Raw genomic sequence first — 22338 nt, 5'->3', positions numbered from 1 at the left:
CCGGGACCGGCCGCTTAGGAGCGCGTCGTGGCACCGGACGACGCCTGGTGCCGGGCGACGAGCGCCTCAAGCTCACGGACGAGGTCCTCCGGGCCGGGCAGCTCCCGCATCTCCTTGGCGATCTGTGCGGCGTTCTCCCGGAAGGAGGGGTCCTCCAGGACCCGGGTCAGCTCGGTGCGCAGGAGGTCGGCGGTGAGGGTGCCGGGGTCCAGGTGCACGCCCGCGCCTCGCGCCGCGATCTGGTCGGCCACCTGGTCCTCGTCGATGAGGTCGTGTGGGATGACGATCTGCGGGATTCCGTTGGACAGGGACGTCGCAACGGTCCCGGTCCCGCCGTGGTGGATGATCGCGGCGCAGGTCTTGAGCAGGAAGTCCAGCGGAACGAACCCGGGCAGGCGGACGTTGTCGGGGACGGTGGCCCCTTCGGGGAGGGCCGCGGGGTCCATCAGCGCGATGACCTCGATGGGCATGTCCGCGACCGCCTCGAAGAAGTCGTCGAGCCCGAAGGTGGTCCGGTCCCCCATGACCTCGCTGGTGGAGAACCCCTTGGTGAGGCAGACGCGCGGGACCTTCGGCTCCTCTTCGGCGAGCCAGGCCGGCAGGGCGCCAGGCCCGTTGTGCGCCACGTAGCGCATGTCGATGTAGCGGTGCTCGGCGGGGATGCGCAGCCACGGCGGCAGGGAGTCGATCGTCGCCTGCCCGAAGATCACGTCCTCGTGGAAGTCGCAGCCGAACCTGCGCAGCTTCGCGGAGATCCACTCGACGACCGGGTCGGCCTCATCGGCGGCCTCGGGGCGTTCGGCGCGCATGCGCAGGTACAGCTCCCGCATCCGGACCCAGTGGTCGCGGCTGATGGTGGTGCGCACGTGCGCGGCACCGCAGGCGCGCGCCGCCACCGCGCCCGGGAAGGTCAGCGTGTCCCAGATGACGAGGTCGGGACGCCAGGACCGGCAGAAGTCGACCAGCCCGTCGTACATGTGGTCCTCGACGGTGCCGTCCAGTGACAGCGGGGACGCCCAGGCCGCCAGGCAGTCGCGAACGTACTCGTAGGTGAGCACCTCGGGGCGCGACTCGGCGAGGCGGAAACCAGAGCCGTAAATCGTCTCCTCGGGCGCGAGCTCGGCCAGGCGCTCGGCCAAGCGCGCCGGTCCGCCGACCGCGACCCCTGTCAGCCCGGTCCGGTCGACCGCGTGCATGATGTCCGGCTGGGCCGCGACCACGACCTCGTGTCCGGCGTTCTTCAGGGCCCACCCGATCGGCACCATGAGGTTGAGGTGGGTTGATGCGGCGATATGGGTGAGGACGACGCGCATGTGGAGCCTCTCAATTCCGGGAGGTCGACGGCCGGGGACGGCCGTTCGCGCCCGCCCGGACGCGCCCGCCCCCCGCGGGACGCCGGCCCCGGGCGTTCCCATCGCCGTGGCGGGGACCCGCCGTTCCCGGCCGGCACAGGGCGACACTAATCACGCCCGCCGCGCGCTCCGACCCTTAGGACACCCCTCAAACGCCCCTGCGGCCCGCTGGGCGGGACGCTGCCCCGGCCGCTCCCGCGCCCGCCCCGGCAGCGCGGGGGCGCCCCGACGTGCCGGGCGGGCTCTGGCGCCTGTTCGCCGGATGTCCGGGGAGGAACGGCTTAGGGGCGAGGTAGGGGTTGAGGCGGGCGGAACCCGAAAACTACGGTCGTCCCGCGATGTCCCGGCCCGCACCCCCGTGCACGGCACGACCGTGCCCGGATACGGGCCCGTCCCCGCTCCGGCCGGTGGCGGCCGAGGACCCGCCCTCCCGCCCCCGGCCTTTGGAGCCCGTAGCAGCGATGAAGTACACCGAACTCGCGATCGAAGGGACCCTCCTGGTCACCCCCGACGTCCTCGCCGACGAGCGGGGACGCTTCCTGGAGGAGTTCAACAGCGGATCGTTCGAGGCGCACACCGGCCGCACGCTCCCGGTGGCCCAGCTCAACCTGTCGGTCTCGCACCTGGGCGCGGTCCGGGGGATGCACTCCTACGTGCTGCCGGGCCAGTGCTACTACATGATCTGCGTCCAGGGCGCCGTCCTCGACGTGGTGCTGGACATCCGGGTGGGCTCCCCGACCTTCGGTGAGCACGTGGCCGTCACCTTGGACGCCGACCGGCACCAGGCGATGTACGTCGCCGAGGGTCTGGCGCACGGCTTCGCCCCGCTGACCGACGGCGCGACGATCGTCTACCTGGCGACGAGCCTGTGGCGGCCCGGGACGCAGTTCGGGATCAACCCCCTGGACCCGCGGCTCGGCCTGCCGTGGCCGCGGCACGCCGGCCGGGACCCCTTGCTGTCGGAGAAGGACCGCACCGCCCCCTCTCTGGCCGAGGCGCGGGAGCGGGGGATGCTGCCCTCCTATGCGGACTGCCGGCGGATCTACCGGGCCGCGTCCGCCTGACCCCCGCGCCGGGGCCGGCCCGTCTCACTGCCCGGCGCGCTCCCACCAGGAGCGGTGGTCGGCGTACCAGCGGACCGTGTCGGCCAGTCCCCGCTCCAGCGGGACCTCCGGGCGGTAGCCCAGCTCGTCGCTGATCTTGGTGTGGTCGACCGAGTAGCGCAGGTCGTGGCCGGGACGGTCGGCGACCCGGTGTACCAGGGACGCGTCCGCGCCGATGATCTCCAGCAGCTTGCCGAGCAGGTCGCGGTTGGTCAGCTCGGTCCCGCCGCCGATGTTGTACACCTCCCCGGCCCGGCCCTTGGCCGCCACGAGCGCGATACCCCGGCAGTGGTCGTCGACGTGCAGCCAGTCCCGCACGTTCACGCCCTCGCCGTAGAGCGGCACGGGCAGCCCGCGCATCAGGTTGGTGACGGCCTTGGGGATGAACTTCTCGGGGTGCTGGCGCGGTCCGTAGTTGTTGGAGCAGCGGGTGACGCACACGTCCAGGCCGTGGGTGCGGTGGTAGGCCCGCGCGAGCAGATCGGAGGCGGCCTTGGAGGCTGAGTAGGGCGAATTGGGTTCCAGGGGGCGGGTCTCCTCCCACGACCCCTCCGCGATCGAACCGTAGACCTCGTCGGTGGAGACGTGCACGACCCGCCCCACCCCGGCCTCCAGCGCGCACTGGAGGAGGGTGTGGGTCCCCACCACGTTGGTCGAGATGAACTCGGCCGATCCGGCGATCGACCGGTCGACGTGGGACTCCGCGGCGAAGTGGACCACCAGGTCCACTCCCCGCAGCAGGCGCGAGAGCAGCGCGGCGTCGGTGACATCGCCGCGCACGAATTCCAGCCGGTCCGGGTCGAGCCCGTCCAGGTTCTCGCGCCGGCCCGCGTAGGTGAGCTTGTCCACGACGGTGACGTGCGCGCCCTCCGTCTGGGGATAGGCCCCCTCCAGCAGGCGGCGCACATAGTTCGACCCGATGAACCCGGCCCCGCCGGTCACGAGGATGCGCATGGCGTCCGTTCCCTTCTCGACTGACCGTCCCGTCCCCTCCGCACCGGTCCACCGCCCTCAGACGTACGGCAGCGCGGGAACGTCACGGAACTCCTGCGCCACGCGCATGACGTAGCGCCCGTACTCCGACTTCGCCAGTTCCTCGCCCAGCCGGTAGCAGGTGTCCGCGTCGATGAACCCCTTGCGCAGCGCGACCTCCTCCAGGCAGGCGATACTCACCCCCTGGCGCTCCTCGATCACCTGCACGTACTGTCCGGCCTGGGTCAGCGACTGGTGCGTCCCGGTGTCCAGCCAGGCGAACCCGCGTCCCAGGTCGACCAGCCTGGCCTTGCCCCGGTCCAGGTAGTTCCGGTTCAGGTCGGTGATCTCCAGTTCACCGCGGGCCGAGGGGCACAGGTTCTTGGCGATGTCCACGACGTCGTTGTCGTAGAAGTAGAGCCCGGTGATGGCCCGGTTGGAGCGCGGCCGGACGGGCTTCTCCTCCAGGGAGATCAGCCGGCCCTGCTCATCGGTCTCGCCGACCCCGTAACGTTCCGGGTCGCTGACCGGATAGCCGAACAGGACGCACCCGTCCACGTCGGCGCTGTTCTCCTCCAGGACCGAGGAGAACGAGGAGCCGTGGAAGATGTTGTCCCCGAGCACCAGGGCCACGGAGTCGGACCCGATGTGCTCGGCCCCGATGGTGAACGCCTCGGGCAGGCCCTTGGGGGTGACCTGGACGGCGTAACTGAGCTCCAGCCCCAGCCGCGAGCCGTCGCCGAGGAGCCGGCGGAACTGGTCGTGGTACTCCGGCGCGCAGATGATCAGGATCTCCCTGATCCCGGCCAGCATGAGCACCGACATCGGGTAGTAGATCATCGGTTTGCCGTGGACCGGCAGCAACTGCTTGGAGACCGCCAGGGTCACCGGATGCAGGCGGGTTCCCGTGCCTCCGGCGAGAATGATGCCCTTCATCGTCGATCACCTGCCTCTCTGTATCTCCGCCCGGAACGCGCGACGCGCGGGGCGGCTGACCACCGGCAGGGGATCCAGGCGAGCCGGGCCGTTCGCGCCCTGGCCGGGCCGTACATGGTGCGGCCAGGTCGAAGCTAGGCGAACGGCTCCGGGCGGACCAGCCCGGGAACGCGACTTAGGGGGGCGAGGGCCGCCTTTGAGGGGTCCGCCCCGCCTCGCGCGGCCCGGTGGGGGCGAGCCGCCGGGCCGCCATCCGGCGCCGGCCGGATTCACGGGTGGGCTAGGGGTTGCCCCGGTTCCCGCGGGGCGGCACAGTTCGATGGGGACCGCCCCCCGCCGCGGGGCGGGGACGGCCGCCCTCCACCGGCTACCCCCTGGACGAGGCATGCCTGAGACCTTCACGACCAGCACCGATCCCGACCTGTGGCTGCGGCGTTTCGCCCCGGACCCCGCCGCACCGGCGCGGGTACTGTTCCTGCCGCACGCCGGCGGCGCCGCCTCCTTCTACCGCCCTTTGTGCAGGGCGCTGGCCGGGGTGGCCGAGGCGATCGCGGTGCAGTATCCGGGACGCCAGGAGCGGCGGCGCGAACCGTGCGTCGAGGACCTGCACCAAATGGCCGACCTGGTGGCGGAGGTCCTGGCGGGCGCGCCCGAGCGGCCGACGGCGCTGTTCGGGCACAGCATGGGCGCGGTCGTCGCGTTCGAGCTGGCGCTGCGCCTGGAGGAACGCGGGGCCGCCCCCGTGGCGCTCTTCGTCTCGGCCCGCCGGGCGCCGTCGCAGTACCGGGTCGAGGATCTGTACCTGCAGAGCGACGAACGGGTGCTGGAGGAGATCCGGCGGCTCGACGGCACCGACACGACGTTTCTGGAGGACGAGGAGCTGGTCCGGCTGATCCTGCCGACCCTGCGATCGGATTACCGGGCCATCGGCACCTACCGCCCCCGGCCGGGGAAGGCGACCTCGGCGCCGATCACCGTCCTGGTCGGCGACAGCGATCCGCGCATGTCGGCGCCCGAGGCGCCACACTGGGCCGGTCACACCTCGGCAGGGATCGACGTGCACTCCTTCCGCGGCGGCCACTTCTACCTGGCCGAGCACGTGGAGCCCGTGGCGGGGCTGATCGGACGCCGGCTGCGTGAGGCGGGGGTACCGGTCCCGGCCGCGCGCTGACCCCGTGGCCGGCGGCGATCCGGTGCCCGTCCGGCCGTGAAACCGGGTTGTGAAGGGCTCGGACTCCCCCTATCCCTAGAGGGATGATCGAGAGCGGAGCCGTCGGCGCGGCCGGGAGGATCGCGGCTCGGGTGGCGACGGGCCGGACCACGGCCGTGGAGGTGGTCGAGACCGCCCTGGAGACCATCGGCTACCGCGATCGGGAGCTGAACGCCTTCCGCGAGGTGTGGGCCGGGCAGGCCGTGGAACGGGCCGCCGCCGTCGACGCCGCCGTGGCCCGGGGCGCGCGTCTTCCCCTGGCCGGGGTGCCCATCGCCGTGAAGGCGTCGGAGGGCACCGGCTCGCTCCAGGCCCGCCGGCTGGTCACGGCCGGCGCCGTCCCCGTGGGCTCGACCTCGGTGCCCGGCCCCGGAACGGAGTGGAAGACCTGGGGGAGGACCCCGCGCGGGCGCACCGTCAACCCGTGGCGGCACGACGTCACCCCTGGAGGCTCATCGGCGGGGTCGGCCGTGGCCGTCGCGGCCGGCATGGTCCCATTGGCGACGGCCAGCGACGGGGCCGGTTCCACCCGGATCCCCGCGGCGTGGTGCGGGGTGGTCGGCTACAAGCCGACCACCGGACTGCTGCCCTCCCGGGATCGGGCGGGCCTGACGGTGGGCGGCCCCATCGCCCGGTCGGTCGCCGACGTAAGGCTGTACCACCGGGTGGCGGCGGGGGCGGAGCCGCGCGCGGCGGCCCGGCGCGTCGCCGGCGCCCTGCGCGTGGCCTGGTCGCCCACGCTCGGGTTCAACGAGGTGGACCCCGAGGTCCTGCGGGTGGCGGGCCGGGCGGTCGAGGCGTGGGCGCGACGGACCGGGACCACGCTGGAGGAGACCGATCCGCGCGTGCGCGACCCGGCGGCGAGCTGGTTCGCCCGACGGGCCGCGGGAGGCGGCCCGGGCTCCACCGACGGGCGCGACCGGGCGGCCCTCGACGCTCTCTTCGGCTCCTTCGACCTGCTGGCCACCCCGACCACACCGAACCTCGCGCACGGCCACGACGGTCCCGGGACGACGATGAGCGTCGGCTTGACCTGGCTGTTCAACATCACCGGGCATCCGGCGATCAGTCTGCCCGCGGGTGTGTCCCGCGACGGCCTGCCGGTGGGCGTGCAGCTGGTCGCCGCCCACCACGACGATGGCCTGCTGCTGTCGGCCGCGGCGGAGTACGAGGCCCACGTGCCCTGGCCGGCCCCGCCGACCTGACTCGGGTCTCTCCGGCGCCAAGGCCACGCGGCCGCGCCGGCGGCCGCCTCCTGCTCACCGGCCGTATCCGGCCGTGCGCCTTCCTCTTCCCGGCCCGATACGCGGTGCCCATCGCGCCGCGCGTCCTCTCGGACGAGCCCGCAGCCGGACGGCTTCCGGCGTTGGAGGCCCACCTCCTGTTCGCCGCGATCTCGCGGGCCGGCCTGCCCCTCATGCGTCACCGGTTCGGTGAGGCGGGACCCCTGTGGGTGCGGCTCCTGGTGGCGGCCATCCGCTCCCACCAGGAGGCGGGGAACGCGGCCATGGTCTGTGACCTGGCGCAGTGGCTGCGCGGCACTTCGGTCTCCCTTCCCCCCTTCGCCCGGCTCGGCCAGGAGGCCCAGCGCGCCTTCGACGAGGGTGACGCCCTGGTCAGCCGGCGCGGGCCCCGCCGGAAGCCAGCGGCTCCTCCTCGACCAGGCCGTGCTCGGTCAGCTCCCAATAGTGGCGCCGGCTGGGCCTGGCCAGCTGGATGACGGCCTTGTAGGCCGCGATGCTCATCAACGCCCAGTAGAACGGGAGCGCGAGCATCGTGCGCACGGCGCCGTGGATCCCCCGCTCCATACAGCCCGCCATGTGCCCGTAGAGCAGCAGGAGGTTGCCCCCGACCATCGTCACCATGCCCAGGTACAGGACCGGCCGGGGGAAGAGCGGGGCGATCGGGTCGGGGCCGACGACGAGGTAGGTGGCCGTCAACGTCCAAAAGACCGGGTTGACCAGCGCCGCGAAGGTCGGGAAGCCGACCGTCAGGTGGAAGGAGAGGAACCCCGATGTGCCGAGTTCGCGCCACAGCCGGACCGGAGAGCGCATGTGGACCAGCCAGGTCTGCAGATACCCCTTGATCCAGCGACTGCGCTGGCGGATCCAGTTGCCCAGCCGGCTGTTGGCCTCCTCCTCGGTGACCGAGGCCATCATCCGCACCCCCCATCCCCGACGGGCGATGCGCACCCCCAGGTCGGCGTCCTCGGTGACGTTGTGCGCGTCCCAGCCGCCCAGCTCCAGCAGGGCGTCGGTCCGGAAGTGGTTGGAGGTCCCACCCAGCGGGATGGGCAGCCGGTACCGGTCCAGGCCGGGAAGGAACAGGCTGAAGTTGAGGGCGTACTCCGCGGCGAAACAGCGGGTGAGCCAGTTGGTCCAGGGGTTCCAGTACTGGAGCTCGGCCTGGACGCACACCACCCAGCCGGGCAGGGAGCGAAACGCCGCCACGGCCTTGCGGAGCTGATCGGGTTCGGGCCGGTCCTCGGCGTCGTAGATGACGCAGAACTCGCCCCGGGCCTGGGCCAGGCCGACATTGCACGCCTTCGGCTTGGTCCTCGGCCGCCCCGGTGGGATGAGCACCGTCTCGAAGACCGGCGACAGGACCTCGGGGATCGCGGCCCGGGTCTCCTCGTCGTCCTCCTCGACCAGGAGCAGGACCTGCAACCGTTCGAGCGGGTAGTCCAGGGCGGCGAGCCGCTCCAGCAGCGAGGGGAGCACCCTCCCCTCGCGGTAGAGGGGGACGAGGACCGTGTAGTCGGGAAGGTCGGTGTGCGCAGGCAGGTCGACGGCGCGGAACCGGATCACGTGCGCCCCGTCGGACCCGTAGACCATCAGCAGTTTGAAGACGAGGACCGCGGTGTAGACGACGGTGATGGCGGCGAGCAGCGCCGTGGCCACCGCCGTGGCGCCGTACAGGAACAGACAGGCGACGAGCACCACCAGCCCGGCCGCGGCCGTCACCCGCTGCCCCCCGCTGAGCAGGGTGCGCGCGCCCGCATCGGGGACGGCGCCGTCGGGGTGTTCCGCCACCGGGGACATCACGCCTCCCTCAACCGGTAGACGACCCGGTCGGCGTCCTCGTAGACGAGCGAGTAGTCGCGGAGCCGCGACGTCTCGTCCAGCGCCGACCACACGCGATCGGGGGCGCCCGGGGTGCGCCGCATGTGCACCCAGCGGATGTCGTTGGCCCGCGGGTCGGCCAGGGCAGGCTCCCACCTGCGGTAGCTGCCCTCGTAGACGATCTGGTGGACCGGCAGCCGCGAGTGGAACATGACGGTCTCGTTGCCGAACGACTCCATGAGGACCCGCCCGCCGTCGTAGTTGTCGCGCAGCCAGGCGGCCGTGCGCGCGGCGGCCTGTTCGGCGGGCGCGGAGCTGAACTGCTGGGCTTCGCGCAGGACCACGACGTCGCCGTCGCCGACCGCTCCCATGAGGCTCATCGCCGCGGCGGCGCCGCCGACGAGGGCGCCCACCACCCGGCGGGTCACCGCCACCCGGGTACGCAGCACCTCCGCCGCCAGGCAGCCGGTGAACAGCGCGATCGGCAGGAGCATGACCAGCGCGAAGCGCACGTTGTAGAGGTCCCCGGTGATCTCCTCGACGTGCAGGGGCCGTTGTCCCGAGTAGAGGGCGAGGACGAAGAACGGGGGGAAGACCAGCAGCGCCAGGGGGGCGACGCCGCGCCGCCGCACCAGGTGGACGACCAGGCCGGCGACGGCGAGGAAGGGCAGGATGCCGCCCGCGACCCCCATGATCGCGTACAGGTAGGTCATGGTCGAGGTCGCCCAGTCGCCGACCGTCGCCTCCTGGTCGGACACCCACAGCGAGGGTTTGGCGTAGTCGCCGTTCTGGAAGAAGAGGGGGTCGCCGAAGATGACGGCGTTCCACAGCACCCAGCCCACGGCGCCGGCGCAACCCACCAGGCCGAAGAAGATCACGTTGGCCTCGGTGCGGCGCAGCCGCTGGCCGACCGGTGACCGTCGCCATTCGACGTGGGCGACGATGACCGCGACCGCCAGGGCGAACACCCACGTCTCATAGCGGGTGAGGGTGGCCAGCAGGGTCGCGACGGCCGTGGCGGTCAGGTTCCGGTGGCCGCCGGTACGGCACCACACGGTCAGGTGGTGGGTGGCCGCGGCGACACAGGCGATCATCAGCAGCTCGGTCATCGGGGTGCTCTGGAGGTAGAGCACCCCGGGGCAGCCGGCGAAGACCAGGCCGGCGATCAGCGCCGCCCCCCGGTCACCGGTGAGCAGCGCGGCGGTCTTGTAGAGGTAGCGGGTGGCGACGACGTAGGAGGCCATCGATATCAGCGAGGCCGCGAACCCCGACAGATACCAGGAGTCCAACCAGACGAACGGCAGCGCCAACAAGTGGGGCAGCGGCAGCCACACGCCGCCGAGCTGGGCCAGCCCCGGAGTGGGGGAGTCCACGACCCTGCGGGCGATGAGCAGGTGCGAGATCGCGTCGGGATAGGCGAGGGTGAGGGGAAGGAAGTGGACGTAGGCCAGCACCGACAGCAGCAGCGCTCCGGTGGTGAGAGCGGCCAGGGCGGGATCACGGGGGCGCACCAGACGGCCGGCCACGCCCGCCCGGGCGAGCTCGCCCCAGATCGCGACCATCCCGACGAGGGAACGCCAGATCACACCCAGGTCGGCCCCTGTCTGCTCGCCGTGGGTGCGGGGATGGTGCTCCACCGGCCGCTGTACGATCCTGGCACCCACGGCACGCAGCTTGGCGACGAGCTCGGGCGAGACTGCGGCGGCCTCGCCGCGCAGGTCGACCCTTTCCAGCACGCTGCGGCGCACCAGCTTGTAGGCGCAGTCGACGTCACGCGCCCGGGTGCGCAGCAGCAGCCGGTTCAGCCCCGTCCACAGCGCGCCGTTGACCCTGCGGTGCAGGGGGTCGGCCCGGCGGGCGCGGTAGCCGATGACGGCGTCGGCCCGTTCCCTCGCGGCCGTCCGCAGGAAGCCGAGGAGAGCGTCGGCACGGTACTGGCCGTCGGAGTCGGTCAGGAGGACCCACGAGGCCCGGGTCCGGTCCAGGGCCGCGCGGACACCGCTGCGCACGGCCGCCCCGTAGCCGCGGTCCTCCTCGTGCCGGACGACCTCGACCCGGCCGGGGAAGCACGTCGCGGGTTCCTCCGCGTCCCGTCGCGTCGCGGCTGCCGTCGTCGACCACGACGACCCGGTGGGGCTCGCCGGCCCTCTCAAGGGGGCGGAGCAGGTCCTCCACGACCGCTTCGAGGTTCTCGGCCTCGTCGTAAGCCGGCATCACCACAGCGACACCCACTGAACCCCCTCCGTGAGGGCGGAAACGAAAGGACACCCGGTTCCCGGGAAGCGCACGGCATGGGCTGTTCCACGATTCACGGGGAACGCCCGTCCGCGGTCTCGGAGAAGAATTACGAAATGCGCGGGAATCGCGTCCCGGAGAACCGGATATTCCCAGGCAAGCACACCCACGTCTCCCCGCATCGCGTTTGGGGACGGCGACACGTGAATTGCCCCGACCGGTTTCCGGGGAGCATGACAACGCAGGAACGGCTATTGGGGGGATCTCGGAAACCTCGCTCCCCACAGGCTGATTCCCCTTTCCCTTCTCCGTGGACATGCTTCGCTTCCCGGTGGAGAAGATGCCGCGGACATTCTTTCCCGGAACGGATCACCCCATTGACGGGGGAGAAGAGGAGTGGGATATCCACCGAGAGATGCCGCATCCGGACGTCCGCTGTCACCTCGGTGACATCCGAGCGTTATCCGTTTCCGCCCTACGATGGTGGAATGGACGATCTGCACGGTAATCAGGCGACGTGGCGGTTCGACGGGGAGAAGGTCCTCATCCGCTACCGGTCCGGATGGCGCGTCGCTCCGTTGCTGAAGGAGCTGGGAGGCTGCGAGGTACCGCTGGCCGCCATCGCCTCGGTCGACTTCACCCCCAAGAAGGGCCGGCGCGGAAGCTGGGATCTGCGGCTACGGCTACGCGACCACGCCGACCCCTTCGCCGCCGTCGGCGCGGCGCTGTCCGAGAAGAGCCTGCCGTTCCACCTGACCGGTGACGCCTCGACCGAACTCGTCGCCGAGTACTACGCCGACCAGCTCTCCTTCTCCGTGGAGGCGACGCGCGACACCGGCGACCCGGGTCCGGCCGAGAGGTTCGCGGTCGGCCTCGTCCCGCCCCTGCCGCTGCACATCCGCACCTCGGAGGGGACGGCGGCGTTCGACGGCCGGACCCTGCTGTTGGCGTGGTCCGGCGACGCCTCCTCCCGCAAGCACAAGGAGCAGCGGCGCGAGTTCCCGATCGAGGAGATCCGGCGGGTCGAGTGGGCGCCCGGCGACGGTTGGAACGAGGGGTACCTGCGTGTCGTGACGCACGGGTCCTCCACCGCGCAGCCGGTCAAGCCCAGCAAGGACCTGCACTGTCTCCTCACCGAGGACAGCGCGCGGGAGAGCGCGCGCGCCCTGCTGATGGCCGCGACCGTGACCGCCCACCTGTGGGCGCGGGAGGAGGCCGTGTCGGCCCGGCGGGGGGAGACGGCGGCACTGGAGGCCGGGGCGAATGCCCTGGGGGCGGGCGGGACGCCGCCCTCGCCACAGCCCCTCCCCGCCGACGACGTGGCCCGCGGCATCTACGACCGCATCCGCGAGCTGGGCCGGCTCCACGAGGAGGGCCTGTTGACCGACGAGGAGTTCCGGAACAAGAAGGCCGAACTGCTGGATCGACTGTGAGACCGCCCGTCCCCCTATCCGTGCGGACGCCGCCGGCCGAGCATGCCGAAGCGGGTTTTGGAAGGCCATGACCATTCCCTGGAATTACCTTTCCCCCGTCCTGGCGCATGCTGGGGAAAGAGGCGGGACGGGGCCGGCCGAAAAGGTCCGGAAAGGAATACGGCCCGCCCACGAGGCTTCTCAGGGGGAGGCATGAGAATGCGCGTCAACGGATGGGTCGCCTTCGCGGCCACCATGATGCTCCTGGCCGGCGTGTTCAACATCCTGCACGGCCTGGTCTCATGGTTCAGACCGGGGTTCTTCGCAACCTCCGAAGACAACCTGCTGCTGTTCGGCTTCACGGGGTGGGGCGTCCTGCTCACCCTCTGGGGCATCCTGATGGTGGTCACCGCGTTCTCGTTGATGAGCGGTGCGACCTGGGCACGCGTGCTGACGATCGCGGTGGTCGCGGTGAACGCGCTCGCCCAGCTCGCCTTCCTGAACTCGTTCCCGTGGTGGTCGGCGATCATGATCGCCCTCGACGTCCTGGCGATCTACGGGCTCACGGCCAGGTGGCCGTCCAGGGCCGCGGCGGGACCGGGGGAGCGCGCGGGGGGTTCCGGCATCAGCATGCCGGAGCAGCGCTCGGGGATGCACTCCGAGGGTGCCCACACCCCGCAGGGGGCGCACGAACGTCACCGGACCTGACCCGCCGCACGGACCGCGCCGCACGCCGGTCCGGAACCGATCCCGTCCCTGGACGTCCTCCGGCGCCGCCGGAGGGCTCCCGAGGGCGGGATCGGCCGTTGAACGTCAGTCCGCGGGCTCGAAGGAGCGCGTCATCTCGTCCAGGAGCGCGCGGTTGGTCTCCCAATCCTCCTCGGTGGAGACCAGGAACAGCGCGTACCCCTTCTCCTCGGTGTGGAAGGCCCGGTTGACCGCGCGCATGCGCCCCTGGGAGCCGTCGAAGGTGAACTCCCAGTCGGCGGCGCTGACGTAGTCGTCGAGGCTGAGGGAGTCGTCGTCCAGCCGGGTGATGGCCACCTTCTCGTAGCCGCCGAAGTTCGAGGAGATCGCCCCCTCCTGCCGGTTCCAGTCCTCCAGCGCGTCCTCCCCCGGCTGGTCGGTCTGGTCGATCTGGAGGTAGCCGCCCTCGGGGTTGGTGAAGAACACCCCGTTGTCGCGCCGCTCCAGCTCCCACCCCTCGGGAACCTCGATCCCGAAGCCGGTGGGGTCCTCGTGCCGCCGCATCGGCGTGTCCTCGGCCGCGTCCTCCGCGTCGTCCTCCTGCTCGGGCTCCTCGGCCGCGGTGGGGTCGGCGGCGATGCTCTCCCCCGCCGACGCGGGAACCGTCTCCGGGGCCTGCGCCGGGACTTCCGAGGGCTCCACGGGCGCGTCTCCCCGCTGGTCCGAGGCGTTCCCGTTGGCCAGCCATAATCCCAGCGCGGCCGCGAGCACCAGCCCGACAACGGCGAGCAGCGCCGGCACCAGCAACCGGGTCACCGGTCTGCGGCCGGGGCCGGGCGGGGGCGCCACGGAGGCGAACTCGGCGGTGGACTCGGCCTGGACGGGGCCCGCCGCCACGGGGGCGACCCGGGTGGCCTCGCCGTCCTCCTCGGCCTGCCCCTCGACGACGATGGGGTGCAGCATCGCCACCGCCTCCTCCACGGTGAGGCGACGCGAGGGGTCCTTGTCGAGCAGTCCGTCGAGGACGGGGCGCAGGGGGCCGGCGGAGGTCGGCGGTGGGACCTCCTCGGTGACGATCGCGGTGAGCGTCGCCATCGCGGTGGAACGCTGGAACGGCGGTTTGCCCTCGACGGCGGCGTACATCGTGATCCCCATCGCCCACATGTCCGTGGAGGGGCCGGCCAGCTGGCCGCGCGCCTGTTCGGGGGCGAGGTAGTTGGGCGAGCCGAGGAGGTTGCCGGTGCTGGTCAGCTGGGTGTTGCTGTCCTCCAGCCGGGCGATGCCGAAGTCGGTGAGCACGGCACGGTCGTCCTTGGCGATCAGCACGTTGCCGGGCTTGATGTCGCGGTGCACGATGCCGCGCTGGTGGGCGACCGCGAGCCCCGAGAGGACCTGGAGGGCGATCTTGGCCACACGGGTCGGCGGGAGCGCGCCGTGCTCCTTGAGGAGCTCGCTCAGCGAACTGCCGCGCACCAGTTCCATGACGATCCACGGCCGGTCGTCGCTCTCGACCACGTCGAAGACCGTGATGATGGAGGGGTGGCTGAGCTGGGCGGCGCTGCGCGCCTCGCGGAGCATCCGGGTCCGCAGGATGGTGATCTCACGCTCGGGGAGCTGGGCGGAGATGGTGAGTTCCTTGATCGCGACAGGGCGGTCCAGCAGTTCGTCGGTGCCCTGCCACACCCGCCCCATGCCGCCTTCGCCGATCAAATGGGACAACCGGTAACGCCCGACGAGCAGGCGTCCCGGCTCAGATTGCTCAGTGCTCATAGAAGAGGTTCCTCGGTAGGGAGGCGAACGCCCGCGAGGCCGCGGCGCCACTCTGGGGAGTGTAAAAGCCCTCGGGAGGGCGGATGGGCCGCATCCGGCCGTATCGGGGGTTCCGGCGGCCACCGCTCCACCGTCCCATCCGGTGACCTGCCCCGACACCCGCCGCGGACGGCCGGGGAGCCGAAACGGTCGGGTCCGGGCCGGGAATACGGTGTGGCCCACGCCTCAGGGGTCCTCCTCCCCCGACGGGGATTGTTGCGTACGATGGCGCCGTGATTTGTCCTAAGTGTCAAAGCCGCATGATGACCTTCGACCGCATGGGGATCCACATCGAGCAGTGCGAGCGCTGCCGCGGGATCTTCCTCGACGCCGGTGAGCTGGAGCAGATCACCGCCGCCGAGCAGCGCCACTACGGTGGCGGCGCCGCCCACTACGGCGGCCACCGTCCCGACTCTCCCGCCCCCTACCGTGGGCGTCCCGACTCCCCCGCCCCCTACCGCGGCCGTCCGGACTCTCCCGCCCCCTATGGCTACGGCCACGGTTACCCCGACTCCCCGAAGCCCTACGGACACCGCCGCAAGAGCTTCCTCGGGGAACTGTTCGACTGACGTCAGGTGAACCTGCTGATCTGCGCGCGCTGCGGCGCGCGCACCGACGTCCCCCTGGTCGAACCGGACGAACCGGTGATCCGCTGTGCCGCGTGCGGCCATCGGCGCCGGTTCCACCGGTTGCCGCTGTACTGCGTGACCGGGCCGAGCGGGACGGGCAAGTCGACGGTGGCCCGGCTGCTCGGCGAGCGGCTGAGCGACCGGTTCGTCGTGCTGGAGCAGGACGTGTTGTGGCTGGCCGGGCTGCGTGACCCCGCCGACGACCATCGGGCCTTCCGGTCGGCGTGGTTGCGGGTCATCTCGATGATCCACCAGAACGGCCGGCCCGCCGTCCTGTGCGGCACGGTCGTCCCTCCCGAGCTGGAGCCGCTGCCCGAACGCGCCCTGTTCGCCGAGATCCGGTACCTGTCCCTGGTGTGCGACCCCGACGTGCTGGCCGAGCGGCTGCGCGCCCGTCCGGCCTGGCGGGAGTGGGACGAGCCGCGTATCGCCGAGACGTTGGAGTACACCGCGTGGATCCGCTCCTGCGCGGACCGGATGGATCCCCCCATGACGCTTCTGGACACCACACACGTTCCGGTGGAGGCCACGGCCGAGGCGGTGTGCGCGTGGGTCACCGGCGGCTGAGCCATGGGGGCGGGCCGGGGAGGACGCTCCGCCTTCGCGGTGCCTCGCCCGATGCCCCGGCCCCGTTCCGCGCTCCACCGCGTCCCTCCCGCCGTCGTCGGGACCGATCCGGTCCCGACACAGGGTGATACCGCCATCGCTTACTGTCAAGAGATGTTGCGACGGCCGCGCCGCCGTCGCCGCGGACCGATTTTCACTCGCCTGCGGGCGATGGGGCGAACGGACGGGTGGGCCGATGGCACGCGGGGCGAACGGGGGACGTGGTCCCGGCGCCTGGACGTGGAGCCGTACCGCCGAGACCCGCAGCGCGCTGCTGCGGGGAGCGCGCGAGGTGTTCACCGAACAGGGCTACAGCGGGGCGGCGATCGCCGACCTGGTGGAGCGCACCGGCTCCAGCGTCGGCAGCGTCTATCACCATTTCGGCGGTAAGGCCGAACTGTTCCTCGCCCTGTGGGAGGAGCACCACCACGCGCAGGAGACACGGGCCGCCACCGCCGTCGCCCGGGCGCGCGAGGCGGGGGTCGACGACCCGCTGGAACTGTTCTGCGCGGGGGCGCGAGCCTTCCTGGAGGGCTCGTGGGAGCGGCGCGACCTGTCGCGGCTCTTCATGGACGGTGACGGGCCGCCCGGTTTCGAGACCACGCGCCGCTCCAGTGGACGCGACTGGGTGCGCCGCAACACGGTCCTGCTCGGCGCCGGCGGGTCCCCCGCCGAACGGGTGACCGTCGCGATCCTTACCAGTGTCATCGGCGAGGCCGGACGCGAGGTCGCCGTCTGCGCGACACGTGCCGAGGCCGAGGAGGTCATCGAGACGACGCTGGGGCTCATCCGGCGGCTCGGTGCGGTGGAGGGCGGACCGGCACGCTGATCCGGCCGGTCCGCCCTCTCCGCCTCAGGAGGAGGCGGAGGTGACCGGCTCGGGGTCGGGGGACCCACCGGTCGGTGCGCTCCCGTCGCTGTCGTCCTCCAGCGGCGCGAACCGGCGTAGCCGCAGGCTGTTGGCGACGACGAAGAAGCTGGAGAACGCCATGGCCGCCCCCGCGATCATCGGGTTGAGCAGTCCGGCCGCCGCGAGCGGGAGCGCGGCGACGTTGTAGGCGAACGCCCAGAACAGGTTGCCCTTGATCGTGGCGAGGGTGCGGCGGGACAGCCGGATCGCGTCCACGGCCGCGCGCAGGTCGCCGCGGACCAGGGTCAGGTCGCTCGCCTCGATCGCGACATCGGTGCCGGTCCCCATGGCCAGGCCGAGATCCGCCTGGGCCAGTGCCGCGGCGTCGTTGACCCCGTCACCGACCATCGCGACGGTCCGCCCCTCGGCCTGGAGGCGTTTGACGACGTCCACCTTGTCGCTCGGCAGGACCTCGGCGACGACCTCGTCGATCCCGACCCGTTCGGCGACCGACCGCGCCACGGCGGTGTTGTCGCCGGTGAGCAGGATCGGGGTGAGACCGAGCTCGCGCAGCCGCCGGACCGCCCGCGCGCTGGTGGGCTTGAGCGCGTCGGCGACGACGAGGACGGCCCGGGCCCTGCCGTCCCAGCCGACGGCGACCACGGTGCGGCCCTGCTCCTCGGCCGCCGCACGCGCCTCTTCGAGCTCGCGCGGCAGGGGCCAGGACCGCTCGGCGAGCAGGGCGGGCCGGCCGACGACCACCGTGCGGCCCTCGACGACTCCGCGCACGCCCAGGCCCTCGACGTTGCCGAACTCCTCGACCCGCGCGAGCCGGCCGGTCCGGGCCAGCGCGCCCGCGGCGATGGCCTGGGCGATGGGGTGCTCGGAGGCGTCCTCCAGCGCGCCGGCCAGGCGCAGCACCTCGTCGGCGTCCTCCCCCTCGGCGACGGTGACGTCGAGCAGCGTCATACGGCCGGTGGTGACCGTCCCGGTCTTGTCCAGCACGATCGTGTCGATCCCGCGCGTGGTCTCCAGGACCTCGGGCCCCTTGATGAGGATGCCCATCTGGGCGCCCCGCCCGGTGCCGACGAGCAGCGCGGTGGGGGTGGCCAGGCCCAGCGCGCACGGGCAGGCGATGATCAGCACGGCGACGGCCGCGGTGAACGCCGCGGCGGCCGGGGCCCCGGTGCCCAGCCAGAAGCCGAGCGTGGCGACGGCCAGCGCGATCACGATGGGGACGAACACCCCGGAGACCTTGTCGGCGAGCCGCTGGACCTCGGCCTTGCCGTTCTGCGCGTCCTCGACCAGGCGGGCCATCTGCGCGAGGCGGGTGTCGGCGCCGACCCGGGTGGCCCGCACGACCAACCGGCCCCCGGCGTTGACGGTGGCGCCGACGACGCCGGCTCCGGGGCCCACCTCGACCGGCACCGACTCGCCGGTGAGCATGCTCATGTCGACGGCGGAGGACCCCTCCTCGACCACGCCGTCGGTGGCGATCTTCTCACCCGGGCGGACCACGAAACGGTCGCCCTCGACGAGGGAGTCGACTGGGACGCGCTGCTCGCGGCCGTCGCGCAGGACGGCGACGTCCTTGGCCCCGAGTTCGAGCAGGGCGCGCAGGGCGGCGCCGGCCCGGCGCTTGGAGCGGGCCTCGAAGTAGCGGCCGGCGAGGATGAAGGTGGTGACGCCCGCCGCGACCTCCAGGTAGATGTCGGCGGAACCGTCGGTGCGGGCGATCGTCAGCTCGAACGGGTGGGTCATGCCGGGTTCACCGGCGCTGCCGAGGAACAGCGCGTACAGCGACCACGCGAACGCGGCGATCGTGCCGAGGGAGACGAGGGTGTCCATGGTGGCCGCGCCGAGCCGGAGGTTCTTCCAGGCGGCGACGTGGAAGGGCAGCGCCCCCCAGACGACGACCGGCGCGGCGAGGGCCAGGGACGCCCACTGCCAGTAGGTGAACTGCAACGCCGGGACCATGGCCATCGCGATGACCGGGATCGATAGCAGGACGCTGACGAGGAGCCGGTCACGCAGCGGCCGGGTGGGATCGCCGTCCTCGGTGGCGGGGGCGTCCTGGGACGCGGCCGGCGGCTCGGGGAGGGCCGCGGTGTAGCCCGCCTTCTCGACCTGGGCGATCAGATCGTCGGTGGTGACGCCGGGATCGAAGGTCACCCGCGCCTTCTCGGTGGCGTAGTTGACCGTCGCGGTCACGCCGTCGAGCCGGTTGAGCCGCTTCTCGACGCGCGCGGCGCAGGAGGCGCAGGTCATGCCGCCGATCGTCAGCTCGATCTGGCCGCCGGGTGTTCGTGTCGTGTTGTCGCTGCTGTCCATTCCCGCTCCCGGAGGGGCGGACCCGGGTCAGTGGCCGGGGTCCGCGCTGTCGTCGTGGCCGTCGGCGGATGCGTCGACGCGGATGGTGAACTCCGCTGTGTGCACCTTGCCGGCGTGCTTGAAGTCGAGGAAGAGCCGGTAGTCGCCCGCGGAGGGGAAACCGGCTCGAAAGGCGATGTCCGGTCCCGTCTCGCCGTCCCGCTCCTCGGGGTGGGCGTGCAGGTAGGCGAGGTCGCCGGCGCGTAGCGCCACCAGGTGGCCGTGGGCTCCGAGGTGGGGTTGGAGGTCGTCGACCGCGGCGCCGTCCCGGGTGACGGTGAAGGTGAGCGCGCCGTCGCCTCCTGGGGAGGGGTCTCCGCGCAGTTCGACGGTGTAGCCGTCCACCCGTGCCGTCGAGGAGGGCGCGGGCAGTGGTTGGGGCGCGTAGTCGCCGGGAACCGCGAGATCGGCTCCGAGGGTGTGTCCGGCGCCGTCCTCGCCGGGGACGAAGTCGGTGATCACCCGGTGGGGGCCGGGCTCGCTCGGCTCGTAGGGGACGCTCCAGGTGCCGTCCGGGTCCATCTCGGGATGCAGATGGCGGTAGCCGGCCATGTCGCGGCCGACGACGATGAGGTGCATCCGGGCGTCGTGGGACTCGTCGAACGCGGTGACGGGGCGCCCCTCAGGGCCCAGGATCCGGAAGGAGAGGGGTTCCTCCTCCCCCGGTGTCCCCGAGAACGTGTCCAGGTCGAGCGTGTACCCCTCGTGGGAGATCTCCAGTCCTCCCGGTGGTGGGGCGGCCGGCGCGTGCCCGTCCGTACTGTGGGCGGCCTCCTCGACGGCGGTCGGGACATAGGGGGCCGCCAGGGATCCGGCGCCCATGGCGGTGGCGAACACCACCGCGAGCCCCAGTCCGTAGACCGCGAGTTTCGCCGGGGTGTTCATCACCCCACCTCCGGCCCGCGGCTCACGGCCGGCGTGCCGGGGGAAGGGACGGCGCATGCGGCGGGGCGCGCGCCCACGTCGCTGCGGACGGCGGTGGACATGGTTCCTCCCGAAGGTCACCACGGGCCCGGCCGTCTCCGGCCGCCGCCCGTTTCCTCGTTCACCCTCAGGACTACCATACCCCCCCAGGGTATGCAAGAAGGGGTCGGGGCCCGAACGGCCCCGCCCGATCCCGCCGGTCCGCCCCCGCTCAGGCCCGGGCCGGCGCCCTGTCCCGCGCGCCCGCGATGTCGCAGACCAGATGCGCGATCCGCGACAGGCCCCCCACGTCGACCGCCTCCGGGACGGGCCCGCCGCCCCGCACCACCCCGGCGACCCAGGCCCCCAGACGCCCCGCGGTGGCCGTTCCGGGCCTGAGCGCGTCGGCCGCACCGGCCTCGGCCAGCCGAAGAGCGCGCACCCGCTCCTCCTCGACCCTCGACCGGGGCAGGACGAGCAGTGGCGACCGCCGCCCCAGGGCCTCACAGACGGCGCCGTACCCGCCCGTGGTGACCACCGCCGCTGCGCCGTCCAACCAGGGACCGGGATCGGAGACGAATCCCAGGACCGTCATGTCCTCCCGGCCCGCGGCGAGGCGGTGGATCTCCGACCGGGCCGCAGCGGGCAGCCTGCTCCCGGTCACCAGAAGGCCGCGCACCCCCGACGGCAGCGGCATGGCGGCGAACGCGCGCGCCTGCTCGGCGTCCCCGGCCCCGCTCAACAGCCCCAGGACATAGGAGTCCGCCGAGGTCACCGGAGGGCCGGGCGGGAGCGCGCCGGAACGGCCCAGGTAACCGACCGAGGACACGAGGGGACGCAGGTCCGGGGGCAGCCCCAGCCCGACCACCGGGTCGGCGACCCCCCGGTCCCCGTACACCCACACCGCGTCGTACCAGCGCCGCAGTGCCGTGCAGCCGCGGACGCGGGCCCATTCGACGGCCGCCCGCGCCGGATCCTCCATGACGTCGAGCAGTCCCAGGACGATCTTGGTCCGCCCGGATCTGCGCAGCACGTCGAGAGCCGCGGCGAGCTCGCCTTCGGCCCCGTCGGGCCGGCGATCGACGATGAGCACGTCGGGCGCGAAGGCCCGCAGCGCCGCGGCGAGCTCGCGCGCCGCCCGCCCCGGGCCGGCTCCAAGGCGCCGGAGCTCGCACCCGGGCGGGTAGTGCAGCGCGGCCGTCTCCGCGGCGCGGGCGAAGACCAGGGTCTCGGGCGCCGGCGTCATCGCCGCGAGCGCGTCGGCGATGGCCTTGGAGCGGCAGGCCGGGCCGAGGTGGCGGCTGTCATCGGCGTAGAGGGCGACGCGCAGGCGACGGGACGGGGCCGGGGCGGATGGGTGGGGCATGTTCTCCTCCTCGTCGGCTCCCGGGATGCGTCACATCACGGGATGAGCCAATCACGGACGGTGAACACTCTCCGTCACTTTCATATAACGCAAAGTTAAGGCAGCTCCAAGGCGGGATTATGGCCCCCACCTCCCGAGGGGGCACCGCCACGTCCCCACCCACCTGGGCCGACTTCGCCCGCCGCACACCGCCGCGGCACCCTCACCCGTGTTCCGGTCGGCCGGCGTCGGACCGCGCACCGGCCTTCTTCTCCTCGGAGAGGAGATCGCGCAGATAGTCGCGCAGGACGAGGGCGTTGTTGTGCTCGACGTCCTTCGCCCCGTACAGCAACGTCACCGGCCCGCTCCTCGCCGCCTCCAGCAACGGACGGACCTCTTCCCGCGCCCCCTCCAGCTCCGCCCGATACCGCGCGCGGAAGTCGGGCCAACGCCGCGGGTCGTGGCCGAAGCCCTTCCGCAGTTCGCCGCTTGGCGCGACCTCCTTGGGCCACCCGTCGATGCGCAACCGCGCCTTGGCGACACCGCGCGGCCACAGCCGGTCGACGAGGAAGACCTTCCCCGGGGACCCCGCCTCGTCACGGAGGTGGTCGTGGACCCTGCGCACCACGATGTCGATGTGCTGTTCCCCCATACGCCGGGGCTACCCGGGCCGGGCCGCCCGAACCCGGTGGATGACGCTCGCCGGCCGCGACGGCCACGGGGAACGGTCGCGACCGGCACCGCCCCGGGAGACAACGCCGTACCCCGGGGCGCCCCTCCGTCGAGCGCGCGTTCTCACGGTCGGGCGGCGGGCCACGGCCGCTTCCAACGAAGGCTCGATTACTCTCCGAAACATA

General features: G+C 72.4%; 18 protein-coding genes and 1 pseudogene. 8 read left to right on the top strand and 11 right to left on the bottom strand.

Annotated elements, in window-relative coordinates:
* Positions 1-14: 14 nt before the first annotated feature.
* Positions 15-1313 (bottom strand): activator-dependent family glycosyltransferase, encoded by a 1299-nt coding sequence (locus tag ACYVHU_RS24410; protein WP_078761745.1) that lies wholly within the window; start codon positions 1311-1313, stop codon positions 15-17.
* Between the two features lie 500 nt (positions 1314-1813).
* On the opposite strand from ACYVHU_RS24410, the gene ACYVHU_RS24405 reads away from it, so the two are divergent.
* Positions 1814-2416: a dTDP-4-dehydrorhamnose 3,5-epimerase family protein gene (locus tag ACYVHU_RS24405; protein ID WP_078761746.1), complete on the top strand. Its 603-nt coding sequence runs from the start codon at positions 1814-1816 to the stop codon at positions 2414-2416.
* Between the two features lie 24 nt (positions 2417-2440).
* Here ACYVHU_RS24405 and rfbB read toward each other — a convergent pair whose 3' ends face one another.
* Both rfbB and rfbA read right to left on the bottom strand, forming a co-directional pair.
* The gene (gene rfbB / locus ACYVHU_RS24400) at positions 2441-3409 is read right to left on the bottom strand and encodes a dTDP-glucose 4,6-dehydratase (RefSeq protein ID WP_498949590.1); all 969 of its coding nucleotides are present in this window, start codon (positions 3407-3409) and stop codon (positions 2441-2443) included.
* Between the two features lie 57 nt (positions 3410-3466).
* The gene (rfbA, locus tag ACYVHU_RS24395) at positions 3467-4363 is read right to left on the bottom strand and encodes a glucose-1-phosphate thymidylyltransferase RfbA (protein WP_078761748.1); all 897 of its coding nucleotides are present in this window, start codon (positions 4361-4363) and stop codon (positions 3467-3469) included.
* A gap of 385 nt (positions 4364-4748) precedes the next feature.
* On the opposite strand from rfbA, the gene ACYVHU_RS24390 reads away from it, so the two are divergent.
* Positions 4749-5534 (top strand): thioesterase II family protein, encoded by a 786-nt coding sequence (locus tag ACYVHU_RS24390; protein WP_078761749.1) that lies wholly within the window; start codon positions 4749-4751, stop codon positions 5532-5534.
* Between the two features lie 83 nt (positions 5535-5617).
* Positions 5618-6778: an amidase gene (locus ACYVHU_RS24385; protein WP_498949589.1), complete on the top strand. Its 1161-nt coding sequence runs from the start codon at positions 5618-5620 to the stop codon at positions 6776-6778.
* Positions 6779-7189: 411 nt separating this feature from the next.
* On the opposite strand, the gene ACYVHU_RS24380 is transcribed toward ACYVHU_RS24385, so the two are convergent.
* From ACYVHU_RS24380 to ACYVHU_RS24370, 3 genes and pseudogenes are all read right to left on the bottom strand, one after another.
* Positions 7190-8614 (bottom strand): glycosyltransferase family 2 protein, encoded by a 1425-nt coding sequence (locus tag ACYVHU_RS24380; protein WP_078761751.1) that lies wholly within the window; start codon positions 8612-8614, stop codon positions 7190-7192.
* Positions 8614-10788 carry a glycosyltransferase gene (locus ACYVHU_RS24375; protein ID WP_200813622.1) on the bottom strand — a complete coding sequence of 725 codons (2175 nt, stop codon included), beginning with the start codon at positions 10786-10788 and terminating at the stop codon, positions 8614-8616. Before ACYVHU_RS24375 ends, ACYVHU_RS24380 begins: the two co-directional genes overlap by 1 nt.
* Positions 10784-10849: pseudogene (locus ACYVHU_RS24370) on the bottom strand (hypothetical protein); the annotation flags it as partial. The pseudogene ACYVHU_RS24370 and the gene ACYVHU_RS24375, both read right to left, overlap by 5 nt.
* Before the next feature lie 509 nt (positions 10850-11358).
* On the opposite strand from ACYVHU_RS24370, the gene ACYVHU_RS24365 reads away from it, so the two are divergent.
* A complete protein-coding gene (locus ACYVHU_RS24365) occupies positions 11359-12303 on the top strand; it encodes a DUF4429 domain-containing protein (RefSeq protein WP_078761752.1) in 945 nt (314 codons plus the stop codon).
* 198 nt (positions 12304-12501) lie between these two features.
* The gene (locus ACYVHU_RS24360; protein ID WP_498949587.1) at positions 12502-12990 is read left to right on the top strand and encodes a DUF7144 family membrane protein; all 489 of its coding nucleotides are present in this window, start codon (positions 12502-12504) and stop codon (positions 12988-12990) included.
* A gap of 105 nt (positions 12991-13095) precedes the next feature.
* Here ACYVHU_RS24360 and ACYVHU_RS24355 read toward each other — a convergent pair whose 3' ends face one another.
* The gene (locus ACYVHU_RS24355) at positions 13096-14739 is read right to left on the bottom strand and encodes a serine/threonine-protein kinase (RefSeq protein ID WP_498949586.1); all 1644 of its coding nucleotides are present in this window, start codon (positions 14737-14739) and stop codon (positions 13096-13098) included.
* Between the two features lie 299 nt (positions 14740-15038).
* Between ACYVHU_RS24355 and ACYVHU_RS24350 the strand changes: the two genes are divergently transcribed.
* The 3 genes from ACYVHU_RS24350 (at position 15039) to ACYVHU_RS24340 (ending at position 16842) form a co-directional block, all read left to right on the top strand.
* Positions 15039-15347: a TFIIB-type zinc ribbon-containing protein gene (locus tag ACYVHU_RS24350; protein WP_432937324.1), complete on the top strand. Its 309-nt coding sequence runs from the start codon at positions 15039-15041 to the stop codon at positions 15345-15347.
* Positions 15348-15353: 6 nt separating this feature from the next.
* The gene (locus ACYVHU_RS24345) at positions 15354-15974 is read left to right on the top strand and encodes an AAA family ATPase (RefSeq protein WP_078761756.1); all 621 of its coding nucleotides are present in this window, start codon (positions 15354-15356) and stop codon (positions 15972-15974) included.
* Between the two features lie 235 nt (positions 15975-16209).
* Positions 16210-16842 (top strand): TetR/AcrR family transcriptional regulator, encoded by a 633-nt coding sequence (locus ACYVHU_RS24340; protein ID WP_498949584.1) that lies wholly within the window; start codon positions 16210-16212, stop codon positions 16840-16842.
* Between the two features lie 24 nt (positions 16843-16866).
* Here the strand turns inward: ACYVHU_RS24340 and ACYVHU_RS24335 are convergent, their stop codons facing one another.
* The 4 genes from ACYVHU_RS24335 to ACYVHU_RS24320 all read right to left on the bottom strand — a co-directional run bounded on the left by ACYVHU_RS24335 (position 16867) and on the right by ACYVHU_RS24320 (position 22133).
* Positions 16867-19194 carry a heavy metal translocating P-type ATPase gene (locus ACYVHU_RS24335; RefSeq protein WP_078761758.1) on the bottom strand — a complete coding sequence of 776 codons (2328 nt, stop codon included), beginning with the start codon at positions 19192-19194 and terminating at the stop codon, positions 16867-16869.
* Positions 19195-19221: 27 nt separating this feature from the next.
* On the bottom strand, positions 19222-20118 hold the full coding sequence (locus ACYVHU_RS24330; RefSeq protein WP_078761759.1) for a DUF8832 domain-containing protein: 897 nt from the start codon (positions 20116-20118) through the stop codon (positions 19222-19224).
* A gap of 250 nt (positions 20119-20368) precedes the next feature.
* Positions 20369-21502 (bottom strand): glycosyltransferase family protein, encoded by a 1134-nt coding sequence (locus ACYVHU_RS24325; protein ID WP_498949583.1) that lies wholly within the window; start codon positions 21500-21502, stop codon positions 20369-20371.
* A gap of 202 nt (positions 21503-21704) precedes the next feature.
* Complete coding sequence (locus tag ACYVHU_RS24320; RefSeq protein ID WP_078761761.1) at positions 21705-22133, bottom strand: DUF488 domain-containing protein; 429 nt, start codon at positions 22131-22133, stop codon at positions 21705-21707.
* Positions 22134-22338 lie beyond the last annotated feature (205 nt).

Source organism: Marinactinospora endophytica, assembly GCF_054780875.1.
The sequence above is the reverse complement of the archived record's forward strand: the minus strand, read 5'-3'. Positions and strand labels throughout refer to the sequence as shown.